The 11,066-nt window shown below is 57.3% G+C and carries 12 protein-coding genes and 2 pseudogenes; 3 read left to right on the top strand and 11 right to left on the bottom strand.

What is annotated here, in order from left to right:
- From U1708_RS19980 to tnpA, 4 genes are all read right to left on the bottom strand, one after another.
- The coding region (locus U1708_RS19980; protein WP_332748008.1) for a hypothetical protein at nt 1-358 on the bottom strand (358 nt) is incomplete at its 3' end.
- A complete protein-coding gene (gene tnpC, locus U1708_RS19975) occupies nt 358-2,022 on the bottom strand; it encodes an IS66 family transposase (RefSeq protein ID WP_332748007.1) in 1,665 nt (554 codons plus the stop codon). The genes U1708_RS19980 and tnpC, both read right to left, overlap by 1 nt.
- A gap of 88 nt (nt 2,023-2,110) precedes the next feature.
- Nucleotides 2,111-2,458 (bottom strand): IS66 family insertion sequence element accessory protein TnpB, encoded by a 348-nt coding sequence (gene tnpB / locus U1708_RS19970; RefSeq protein WP_332748004.1) that lies wholly within the window; start codon nt 2,456-2,458, stop codon nt 2,111-2,113.
- The gene (gene tnpA, locus U1708_RS19965; protein ID WP_332748001.1) at nt 2,455-2,814 is read right to left on the bottom strand and encodes an IS66-like element accessory protein TnpA; all 360 of its coding nucleotides are present in this window, start codon (nt 2,812-2,814) and stop codon (nt 2,455-2,457) included. The genes tnpB and tnpA overlap by 4 nt, the downstream gene beginning before the upstream one ends.
- Before the next feature lie 122 nt (nt 2,815-2,936).
- On the opposite strand from tnpA, the pseudogene U1708_RS19960 reads away from it, so the two are divergent.
- Nucleotides 2,937-3,349, top strand: a pseudogene (locus U1708_RS19960) (DDE-type integrase/transposase/recombinase); the annotation flags it as partial.
- A gap of 547 nt (nt 3,350-3,896) precedes the next feature.
- Here U1708_RS19960 and U1708_RS19955 read toward each other — a convergent pair.
- The 7 genes from U1708_RS19955 to U1708_RS19925 form a co-directional block, all read right to left on the bottom strand.
- Complete coding sequence (locus tag U1708_RS19955) at nt 3,897-4,598, bottom strand: OmpW/AlkL family protein (protein WP_332747999.1); 702 nt, start codon at nt 4,596-4,598, stop codon at nt 3,897-3,899.
- A 71-nt stretch (nt 4,599-4,669) separates the two neighbouring features.
- Entirely contained in the window at nt 4,670-5,875 is a 1,206-nt protein-coding gene (locus U1708_RS19950) for an NAD(P)/FAD-dependent oxidoreductase (protein WP_332747997.1), read from the bottom strand.
- Between the two features lie 101 nt (nt 5,876-5,976).
- Entirely contained in the window at nt 5,977-6,882 is a 906-nt protein-coding gene (locus tag U1708_RS19945) for a VOC family protein (protein ID WP_332747995.1), read from the bottom strand.
- A 26-nt stretch (nt 6,883-6,908) separates the two neighbouring features.
- The gene (locus U1708_RS19940; RefSeq protein ID WP_332747993.1) at nt 6,909-7,493 is read right to left on the bottom strand and encodes a 2-hydroxychromene-2-carboxylate isomerase; all 585 of its coding nucleotides are present in this window, start codon (nt 7,491-7,493) and stop codon (nt 6,909-6,911) included.
- Nucleotides 7,494-7,504: 11 nt separating this feature from the next.
- Nucleotides 7,505-8,500 (bottom strand): dihydrodipicolinate synthase family protein, encoded by a 996-nt coding sequence (locus tag U1708_RS19935; protein WP_332747992.1) that lies wholly within the window; start codon nt 8,498-8,500, stop codon nt 7,505-7,507.
- Nucleotides 8,501-8,565: 65 nt separating this feature from the next.
- The gene (gene gtdA, locus U1708_RS19930) at nt 8,566-9,633 is read right to left on the bottom strand and encodes a gentisate 1,2-dioxygenase (protein ID WP_037529241.1); all 1,068 of its coding nucleotides are present in this window, start codon (nt 9,631-9,633) and stop codon (nt 8,566-8,568) included.
- Nucleotides 9,634-9,680: 47 nt separating this feature from the next.
- The gene (locus U1708_RS19925) at nt 9,681-10,004 is read right to left on the bottom strand and encodes a 2Fe-2S iron-sulfur cluster-binding protein (protein ID WP_052149083.1); all 324 of its coding nucleotides are present in this window, start codon (nt 10,002-10,004) and stop codon (nt 9,681-9,683) included.
- 229 nt (nt 10,005-10,233) lie between these two features.
- Between U1708_RS19925 and U1708_RS19920 the strand changes: the two are divergent.
- Both U1708_RS19920 and U1708_RS19915 read left to right on the top strand, forming a co-directional pair.
- A pseudogene (locus U1708_RS19920) lies at nt 10,234-10,643 on the top strand (hypothetical protein); the annotation flags it as partial.
- Between the two features lie 19 nt (nt 10,644-10,662).
- Nucleotides 10,663-10,986: an IS66 family transposase gene (locus U1708_RS19915; RefSeq protein ID WP_332747989.1), complete on the top strand. Its 324-nt coding sequence runs from the start codon at nt 10,663-10,665 to the stop codon at nt 10,984-10,986.
- The last annotated feature ends 80 nt before the right edge of the window (nt 10,987-11,066 follow it).

Genomic DNA, 11,066 nt, shown 5'->3' with positions numbered 1-11,066 from the left:
ACTGTGGTTCCGGCGGGGTCGCTTGCTCATCTTGCTTCCTCTTCGCGGCCAGCATGGCCGCTGTCAGATCGGCAATCCACTTATCCCCGCTGTTCAGATTCCTAGAACCACCTCTGTCGAGGAAGGCCTCGAAACCTTCTTCGGCCAGCGCGCTTTGGAAGGCTGCATCAGCGTCGCGATCGGTTTCGAACTGGTCGTCCCAGACGATTGAGGTGTTGTGGTCGTTGACCACTTCGAGCGTCCATCCTCGCTCGGTAGCTAGACGGACGATGTGAACCTCCAGTTGCCTGCCACCTTGCTCGATCGACCGGTTCAGCGAAGATTCGATCAGTTCGGGTTCGGGTTGGGGATCAGTCATCAGGCAGCCTCTTGCATGAGCGGCGTTTTACGAAGGCGGATCCATTCCCAAGGCAGCAGCTCGTGAAGCCGGGACTGCGGCAGATCAGCGATGCGGACAAGTACGTCGGTAAGCCACGCGAGCGGATCGACGCCATTGAGCCTGGCGGTGCCGATCAGGCTGTACATCATCGCTGCGCGCTCACCGCCACGATCCGAGCCGACAAACAACCATGCTTTCCTGCCGCGCGCTACGCTGCGCAGCTCTCGCTCGGCCGCGTTATTCGTCAGGCAGATCCGACCGTCCGCGAGGAATGTCGTGAACCCCGCCCAGTCGTTGAGCAGATAGGCGATCGCTTTGGCGACGGCATCGTGACGCGACAGAATGCCGCGCTTTTCCCGCATCCAGGTTTCCAGTGCTTGGATCAGGGGTGCGACGCGTTCCTGGCGCACGCTCAGGCGCTCGCCTGCAGTCCGCCCGTTGATCTCTCGCTCGATCGCGAAGATCTGGTCGATCCATTCCAGCGCCTCCTTCGCCAACGGCGAAACGAGCGGCACGCCACCCTTCTGGCGCTTGAGCTGACGCGCCACATCGGCCAGCTCGAAGAACTGCCGACGGGCGTGAGCCCAGCAATTCGCCCGCGTCATCGGTTTGTCAGCCCAGCCATCGCGGAACATGTCGTTGAAGCCGGCATAGCGGTCGACCTGCAAAATGCCGGTATAGCCAGCGAGATGTCCGCGGGGATGTTCGCCTTTCCGGGTCCGCGAGTAATAGCACAGCACTGCCGGCGGTGCTGGACCGCCGAACGGGCGGTCGTCGCGCACATAATCCCAGATCCGCGCGACGTCGGTCTTGTACTTCGCCAGCCGCGGGACGGTAGTGTCATCGCCGTGGAGACGCTTGGCCGCCAGGACGTGCGCTTCAATTAGCAGGAACAAGGGCCTGGCAGCTACGCTCACTGCGCCGATCTGATCTGCGAGTGTCGACAGGCTCAAGGAGATGCCCTCGCTCTCGAGGCGATCGCGCTGACTGTTGAGCGGCTGGTGCAGACCGTATTTCTGAAAGACCAAACTGGCTAGAAAGTGTGGCCCGAACATGCCCCTCGGGGTGACGTGGAACGGCGCCGGTGGCTGGCTGATCTTCTCGCACCGACGGCAAGAGACCTTTTCCCGCACGGTCTGAATCACCTTGTGGCGGGCGGGCACCTTTTCGAGCGTCTCGGTGATGTCGGCCGGAAGATGGCTGAGGTCGGCCGACCCGCAGCAGGGGCACAGCTCGGGCGCCGGGATGACGACCTGTTCGCGCGGCAAGCCTGGATCGAAGTCGCGGCGGGTGGACCGGACGCGGGTGAACGCGGTCACAGTCGTCGCTTTGGCGGCAGCTATTGCGCCCAAGCCCTCCGCGTCGGTGGCGTCCGCCTCGAGCTCCTCGAACGTCAGTTCCAACTGGTCGATCAGCCGACGGCTGCGTTCCGAACTGGCGCCGTATTTGTCGCGCCGCATCTTCTCGTTCATCAACTCGAGATGAGCATTGCGGGCTAGCAGATCGGCATTGATAGCTCTGACGCGGGCCGTTTCGGCTTCGGCATTGAGCGCGTTCGCCTGGGCCTTTTCCGCGAGATCACGAGCCACCGACAGTTCGGTGCGAAGCTGCAAAAGCTCGTCGGAGGCATCGCTCGAAAGCATGCCCGATTATACCAGAACACCTTTGAGGAACCTACGGTTTTTGGCGGATTTCAGCCGCTTTTCTCATCCCGGCTGCCTCTGGAAGTTGTTACCCAACCCGGGTCGGACGCCACGTTTCCTGCGGGTTGCGCCAGTCGATACCTTCGAGCAGGCACGCCATCGCCGAGCCCGAGATCGCGACCGTGCCGTCTTTGGCAGCCGGCCACACGAAGCGCCCGCGCTCCAGCCGCTTGGCATACAGCGACATGCCCAGCCCGTCATGCCACAGGATCTTACACAGCGACCCGCTCTTCCCGCGGAACACGTACAGGTCGCCGGCATGGACGTCCTTGTTCAGCGCTTGCTGAACCTGCAATGCGAGCGAACGCATGCCACGCCGCATGTCCGTGTGACCCAACGCCAGCCAAACTTTCGCGCCGTTCGGAACAGGTATCATCGGATCACGGACTTGAGCACCGCGGCCACCTGATCGGGCGACGCTGATGCGAAGACGCTCACGCGTCCGCCCCGCGCCAGATCAACGACGATGGTCGGCTGCACGATAGGCAATTCGACAGGGCAATCATCAACGACCACCGCTTCGGCAAAGCCGGCGACCGCAGTCGGCGCGTCTGACCGTCGACGAAGCTTGCGGCGCCAGGTATAGATCAACCCCGTCGAAACATCGTGCCGCCGAGCGACCTGCGCAACAAACGCGCCCGGTGCAAAGGCCTCCGCCAGGATTTGCACCTGTTCCTCATCGCTCCACCGGCGACGGCGCTCAGGCCCGCCAAAAATCGTGATCTGACCCACAACACCTACTCCTAAGCGTACTCTTAAGAGCGCACTTAAGACCGGTCCTTCGCTTGACCCGCAAGGCGGCCCCTACCGGAGGCGTACAGGTCGCTCACGTGTTCACGTAGAGCTCCGTGCGCCACGGCGTGCGCAAGGTATGGCGGCAGATGATGCGGGAGGGCTTCGTGATCGCCCGTTGCACCGTCGAACGGCTGATGCATGAGACGGGCTTGGACGGTGTGATCCGGGGCAAGCCGGTGCTTACGACCATCAGCGACAAGGCGGCACCGTGCCCGCGCGATCACGTCAACCACCAGTTCTCCGCGCCAGCGTCGAACAGGCTTGGGTGTCGGGCTTCACCTATGTTGCGACTTGGGCAGCGTTGGTCCACGTTGGCCTCGTCATCGATACCTACACCAGACGGATCGTAGGCTGGCGCGCCAGCAGGATGGCGGGCGCCCGCTTTGTCCTGGATGCGCTCGAACAGGCGCTCAGTAGTCGCCGTCCGACCGACCGGGGCGGCTCGATCGATCATAGCGACCGTGGGTCGCAAGGCGATTCAACTGGTCGTGGCAACGCGCTGTTTGTCGCTCTGCGAGTGGTCTTGTCAAACGCCTCAGCTGGCGTTGTCCAGCTCAGCGTCTCGCGCGGTCTGCCATTGAGCGCTGCGCCGACGGCCGCGACCATACCGGCGCTAAGCCCGCAAAGACCAACGCCTAACTGGGCGCCGATCCGCTCTATACGGTCTTGCGCGACGAGTTGTCGACAGCGCACCAGATCGATGCGCCGATCGACGAGTTCATGCCAGCCGCGACCCCGCCACTGCCAGCCTCCGGTTCCGATATGCTCCACCTAGGCCCAGCGATGACGGAGGCTCGAACGCACTGCTATCTATCCGGACCACAAGGTGTGGGCTGCTCACAAATACAGCCCCAGTGCCGAACGCCTCCAGCGTCTGGCCGACCAAGTCGAGCAGTACCTGAACGAACCGCAGGCGAGGCTGGCGACGACGGCATCGTGCAGGGACGGGTGCGTCAGTAGCCAAACATATTGCATCGTAGAAGGATCTATAAACGATCATGCGAAAATATTCTTCAGCGCTAAAATCGGAAGACCACCCCAGCCCCTACTAGTAGAGGACTCAAAGTAGCCTTGCCTGTCGCCGGAGGCCCGCCAACCCCGAGATTGCCGCTGATATCGGCCTTTAGCCATATCTTCCGGACGTCGACATAAATCCCCAATTTATCACTTATCATACTCTCGACACCCCCCTGAAGAACAGGACCCCACGCATTACTCACATCAAAGTTCGCCACGTCACGCCCTTTAGACTTCAGGATAACGGTATAGTTTACCCCACCTCCAATGTACGGTTCAAATCGCCTGCTCCCCGTCGGTATTCTAAACTGGGCGGCGAGGATAGCAGGACCATAAGTAACCTTCCCCAGATTAGCTCCAGCCAATGTTCCCGCGCCACGGATTTTCGCCGTCGGCGGGATACCAATTGTCAAGGTAGTTGAGATATAGCGATTGATACGATACCCAAGGTCAAAATCGACAGAGTAATTGTCGTTCACCGTCACGTCAGCGCCTCGAAAAGGCGCCCCGCCGACCGAAAGATCGGCAGCAGGACTGAAGAAAATTCCGACCGGCCCGCCCCGAACGAACCAGCCGCCATCGTCTGCGGTTGCCGAATTTGAGTTGGTGGTTTGACCACCCAGGTCCTGCGCCCGCGCAACACTAGGAGTGAAGGCAGCCGATAGGGCAAATCCAAGAATATAGATCGAATGTTTCAGCATCATATCCACTCCCAACGAAGACGCACCTTTATCGGCGCTTTATAAAAGTTGAAGATCTAAGAACCGTGTTGCTCTTAGAGAAGCTTCCTAAGATCTGGCTCTATTACCAAGGCCTCGTTATCAACGACGTAGCCCTTCGCCATGAGGCGCCGTACGATTGCCATTTCGCGGGGCATGCCGAAACATATTGCTCCAACAATCCGACCGTCTGCGACCGACAGCCTCGTGAATGTTCTACCCTCACCCAAGCGTCGGAGTACGACCCCGTTCTCTGGCTGATTATCGCCAATCATCTGGACGTTTAGGTCATACTGATCAGACCAAAACCAAGTGTTTGCGACGTAGGGCGTATTATCGCCAAGTATACTACGCGCCGCTGCAGCGCCTTGGTCTTGGGCGTTCGCCCAAGACTCCTGTCGCTTGGGTAGGCCATCGTTTGAGCGCATTGCGGCAACGTCACCAGCGGCGTAAATCAGGTTATCGGAGGTGCGTAGCCGTTCGTCCACTAGAACACCGGCGTTAGTCTCAAGACCGGCTGCTTCGGCAAGATCATCGTTCGCTATTGCACCAACACCTACAACGACTATATCAACTGGTATCAGGTCCCCACTCGAAAGCTTAACACTCTCGACACGTTCACCTCCAAATACCTCATCGATCGTCGTCTTGAGGTGCAATACTGTGCCGTTGTCGCGGTGAACTTTGGCCAATGCCTCTCCTACGTCGGGGGGCAGACTGCGGCCGCATAGTCGGTCGGATAACTCGACTACGTTTGTGTTCATGCCCATCTTCCGTGCTGTTGCAGCTACTTCTAGTCCTATCCATCCAGCACCAATAGATAAAAGGTGTTTGCCCGGCCCCATGTGCGAACGTAAGCGGTCCGCGTCGTCCAAAGTTCGTAAGTAAACAACATTTGTCTTATTGACGAAATGGGCCGAAAGCTTCCGAGGGCGGCTGCCAGTAGCAATAAGAAGGCTATCGTACGGAGCCACTTCTCTTGAGCTAAGGATCACTGATTGGCGGCTACGATCGATTTGTACGATCCTTTCACCGAGCATAAGATCAATCCTGAGATCTCGAACCATTTCAGCGCTGAGCAAACATGTGCTTTCGGCACTAGCTGCACCTTGTAACACTGCCTTCGACAACGGTGGCCTGTCGTATATGTGGTGACGCTCTTCGGAATAAATGGCTATACCTCCGCCGAAACCCTCCGCCCTCAGGGTTTTGGCCGCCGATGCCGCAGCTAATCCACCACCTACGATAACCACGCGTTCCATCGACATCATCCCAACTATTGATTTCGCGGACAATAATTCTCGTAAAGGTCCCGCGCCCTCCCTCTCGGCCCAAGAGCTGAACGGCGCGGCCGGTAATAGGGCTAGGATCCGACCTTGAAACTTTCTGGAAATTGCGCACCCCAGGAACTGAAGATACCAGGATCATCGGCCCGGCGAATGAATGGTCCTGCTTTGCGGTCGACACACCGCGGCATCTCGCCAGAAAGTTCGTAACGGTTTCCGTCTGGGGTAAAAAAGTACGAGTACAGGTTTGACCCCACACCATGCCGACCTGGACCAGCCTCCGTCATTACTCCCCCTCTCGCAACTTGATCGAGCATGAGCTTCATATACTCCATGTTTGGGATGGTCCATGCAAGGTGATCTAGAGTCTCGCTGGGAGCGCCTGCGAACATCGCCACATCGTGATGAAAGTCGCCTACATGTAGCCACGCTGCGAGGCGACCATCGCCCGAAGGAAATTCGACGATATCCGCTGCGATAAAATCCAAGTGACGCGTTAGAAAGTCCAACGTCTGACTGGCATCAGGTCCGACCCGTAGCGTAATGTGATCAAGATCAAGTGGCGCCAGACCGCTAAGATGGTTTGTTTTGCGGGCGGCAGGATTGTAGTAGTGTTGCCGTTCGGATGATCGAAGGACGGCTATCTGCATCTTCTGACGTTGGGGTGGAAGGTCAAACTCAATGGCTCTTTCCACACCAGGTGCCGGATCCGTCATCACACGCACGCTCACACCAGCGCCTTCAACACGTGACTTATATTTAACTAGATCTTCATTGTCATCAGCCGCAATGGCGAAGCTAATCACACCGGTCCCGCCCTCACTTACCGCGACATCATATGTACCGTCTGTGCCACAAGTCAGGTATGTGACACCATTCTCGCAGGCAACTTCTTCAAGCCCAAGTACTTCCGTGTGAAATCGAACTGATTCCGACAAATCTTTAACTCTAAGATGTGCATGCGACAGTTTCTGAAGCGCCATGTTGTCCTCCTGATGACAAAAATAATTCAGCTATGCCCCTTCCGAAGCGCAGCTTCCATGATATCGAGGCGATCATTCCCCCACCACATTTGGTCGCCTACAATCATAGTTGGTGTACCAAAGACTCCGGCGTCATGAGCTTGTTGAGTTCCGTTGTCATATCGCGCGATAGCTTCGGGTGACGAGGTCCAGCGGTTTATCTCGTCGACTTGCCAACCGTGACCGCCGGCGAGTTCCGCGAGTAGCGCTGGATCGGCAGGATCCCTACCGGCGCCCCAAACTTGGTCCCACGCCTGCCAAGTGAAGCTCAAGCCTTCTCCTTTGTCGAGCGCGAAAAGTAGGGCCCTGTTCAGCCCCGCTGTATCCAAGGTCTTAGGAAACGTCGCTGGAACACTATAGATTGAAGCCCATCGCTCAATATCGGCCCGGAAATAGGCAAGCTTTAACGGCAAGTTGACGTTAGGCGGCGCCGTATTTCCAGCCAATAGCTTTAGCTTCGGAAGATCTACGACACGAAGGCGCAGTTGTAAGTCGTAAGTCTTGCAAAGGCTAGGAACCCTTTGAAACGCAAGATACGCGAACGGACTCATGAAATCGAAGTAGAAATCCAATGCACCCCTCATCACTTGTGGCCCTCCTGCTCTAGTGCAGCGGCAAGGCTCGCCCATTGTCGGCCCGACTCTCTAGCGCCATCCAGCACCGATTCAGGCACGAGATGGTAAGGTGGCCGGCACGGGCCCGCCGTCATCCATCCTGCTGCATCCATCCGAGCTTTCTCAATGCCAATGTTATAGACAGAAAACTCTTTGAAGGAGCCGTTAGGAAAAAGCGTGCGATAGGTAAATGCAATCCTGTCGGTTAGTTCTTTCGCCTTGGTCCAATCGTTAGATTGTGTAGCTGCGGCTATCGCGTCTCGCAGTTGGATTACGGGAGCAGGCCCGCAAACTGCGCCGCTTGTCCAAAACGCCTTGCAGTTCTCTGGATCGAGTCGAGATGCCGCGTAGTAGTCGACATCAAGTGGCATTAGTCTGATGCGGCGCTGCGTGAGATTCAAGTCTGCGTAGAGCGCCGCTGTGTTAATATATTTTGCGGATACGACTTGGGGAATGGTCGATATCTGAGCCCAGAATGGCCGAGGAAAATCAAATTTGAAAGCCTCCGGGTTGGCATAAGCGCAGATCGCCATGTCTGGGCACGAATCCGCGACGTCACGAAAAAATTGTACCGCCGTTGGCAGATCGGGCTGAACCCACATTGGGAGGCCTAGCATCACACCCGTAAGTCCAATTTCGCGCGCCGCCCTCGTCATGCGGATTGATTCGCGTGTATTAAGGCTTGTTGCACCACTGAAGATTGGTATCCGGCCACGGCCTGCATCAGCAAGTGTTCGCATGAACGCCTCTTGCTCAGCCCAGGTAGTCGTCGCGCCTTCCCCTAAGGTCCCCATGGACAATATACCGTCTACACCCGAAGCGATCAAAGCATCAACGACACGGGCCGTTTCCTCCAAGTCGACTGTGTCGTCAGCCCGCGGATCAGAGGCGTTTGGCTTCGCCGGGGTGGGCATTATCGCCCAACATCCTACCACTTCGTCAACCGTTAACAGTTCATGTTTCATCCCAGGTTCCTCAAGTGCGGCGGTGTAACAAGAAACGCGTTTAGCATATCGACCAAGGAACTAGCTTATCGGCTCTGGAAGGGACTACTATTCCCACGATCCTCGCGCCACAATCCAAGCTTTTCTTGGCAAACACGATCGGAGTATGAGAAGAGTACGCTTTCACAGTCGGCCTCATGTGTAACCGTGTGCCAGCTAGGAACAACAAATATGTCTTTCGGCCGCCACTCGAACACCTGATCATTAATAGTTGTTCGCCCAGTGCCCTCCGTGACTACAAATACCGTTGCATCGGTCGAGCGGTAGGGGTGGCTGCGAAAGCCGTTTGGGAGAAGTTGTAAGCACGGCGCGATTGTGGGCATCGCCCAGCCGCCATCAACAGGATTAATATACCGCATCTTTATACCATGACACGGATCCAAATCGCCCTGTGTCACAAGGTGTCGCAAAGCCTCACGGGATCGATCATATGGATAGTTAAAGATCGGCGATACAACTCGCGATGACTTATAATCTACCGGCAGCATGTTGGCGCCAAACCGCCATCCGCTATCCCCGGCTTGCCGATCGATAGGCTGTTGGTCCTCATGATGCTCTTCGGCGAATGATGCGTCAAACATCGAGACTATGGGGATATCGAGGCCATCGAGCCAAACCATCGGCTCTGGACTATCATTACCATGGTCGTGCCAAGCCCCAGGGGGGGTGATCACGAAATCGCCGAACTGCATAGAGGTACGTTCACCATCCACCGAGGTGTGGGCACCGGAGCCGTCCATCACAAAGCGTAGGGCGGATTGACTATGTCGATGGGCTGGCGCTACTTCACCCGGAAGGACAATTTGAAGTCCGGCGTACAATGAGGTGGTTATCTTTGACTGTCCACGTAGCCCAGGGTTTTCAAGTATTAGGACACGACGTTCGGCTTCTTTCGCGGTGATGAGGCCGCCAGCTTCAAGTAGGTAGTCCTTTGCATCGTCGAAGTGCCATATGTGCGATTGACACCCACTTCTTGGTGTAGGTGTTATGATGCTGGACAAAACATTCCAAAGCGGGGTGTACGAATTTCGCTCAATCTTATCGTAGAAGCGCTTCCGTTCGGCGGTCTCAATAGGTTTTTCCGTGAGCGACATGGGGCTCTCCCTTCAGATCAGCCTAGCGGCTGCAGGTTGATCGCTTATTAGAACTGATATTCTGGAGTTGTGACGGTCAGGCCATCAAGCGTTGACGTCAACCGGATCTGACATGCTAATCGGCTATTATCTGCCTTGTTGGCTGCAAATTCCAACATTGTGGCCTCGCCGCCGCTGATCGGTTGTAGGCGGGACAGCCAGTCGGGATGAACGTAGACCTGACAGGTAGCACACGCGCAGGCTCCGCCGCAGTCGGCGTCTATCCCTGGAGCGCCAGCGGCTAGCGCGGCCTCCATTAGAGATTGGCCCTCTTGTGACTCAATTTCTCGTCCATCGCCGTATGCGTCGATAAGCACTACGCGGATTGCCATAATCCTCATCCTCTCCGAGCTTTTCGTACTTCAGGGTCTCGGTCTAATTGACCAAGGCGGTTCGTCCGCCCACTTCGGAACCTTGGAGACGTTAGTATTTTTCACTTGCGAACTATCAAGGGCATCCCACGGGACGCTCTTTTCCTGCTGAAGGCATACACAATTAAGCATGCTTAGAAGTGAGTATCATCGGTTTCGTCGAGCAGTCAAGAGGCGCGGGAGGGGCAAGATGGATCGGGTGTTGGAAAAGACTCTTTTTCCCCAAATCCGCTACGTGGGAGGCATCTTTGTAGGTCGCGACATCATCTGCGGCCGGTGGCTCTCCGCGTACATCAGGTCCGCTTTGCGGCGACGAGCAGGGTCACTTATCACATACGCCGGAGACCTGCCGTCCTGCGTCGTGGCTATAGAGGCCTGCTGCCGAGCTCATCGATGGGACGGGCGCTGGCACGACAAGGCCATCTCGTTCGGCTGATGTCGTCGGAATATGTCCGTCCATACGTTAAGGCGCAGAAGAACGACGACCGCGACCCGGAGCCGATCGCGGAAGCGGCAACCCGGCCGACCATGCGGTTCGTGGAATTGAAAACCGAGGAGCAACTCGACATGCAAGCGCTGCATCGAACTCGTGACCAACTTCACGGGGAACACTCATGCCATGCTGGTCGACGCGGACCTCCCTAACGATCCCGCCGTGCTCATCGCGATGCTCGTGGAGGCTCGCGAGCAGATCGCCAACCTGCAGACCGTCAGTGCCGAGGCCAACGCCGAGATCGAACGGCTGAGTGGTATCATTGCGGCCCTCAACCCGCATCGCTTCGGTACCCGCTCGGAACAGCTTTCCGACGATCAACTGAGCCTGGCCTTCGAAGAGACCGAGGTGGCGCTCGCTCCTGTCGCAATGGGTCTCGAGAGCGCCCGGCCGGAGCGGGCGTCGACGCCGCGCAACGCTAGAGCGGTTTCTCACCGTGCTGAATCATAAGGGGATTCCCGTCGCTGCGGTTTTCTGATTCAGGTGCGTGCCGGTGCAGGAGGCTGGCATGGATGGCGCGAGCATTGTCA

This window comes from Sphingomonas arabinosi, assembly GCF_036663715.1.
Taxonomy (GTDB): Bacteria; Pseudomonadota; Alphaproteobacteria; order Sphingomonadales; family Sphingomonadaceae; genus Sphingomonas.
The sequence above is the reverse complement of the archived record's forward strand: the minus strand, read 5'-3'. Positions and strand labels throughout refer to the sequence as shown.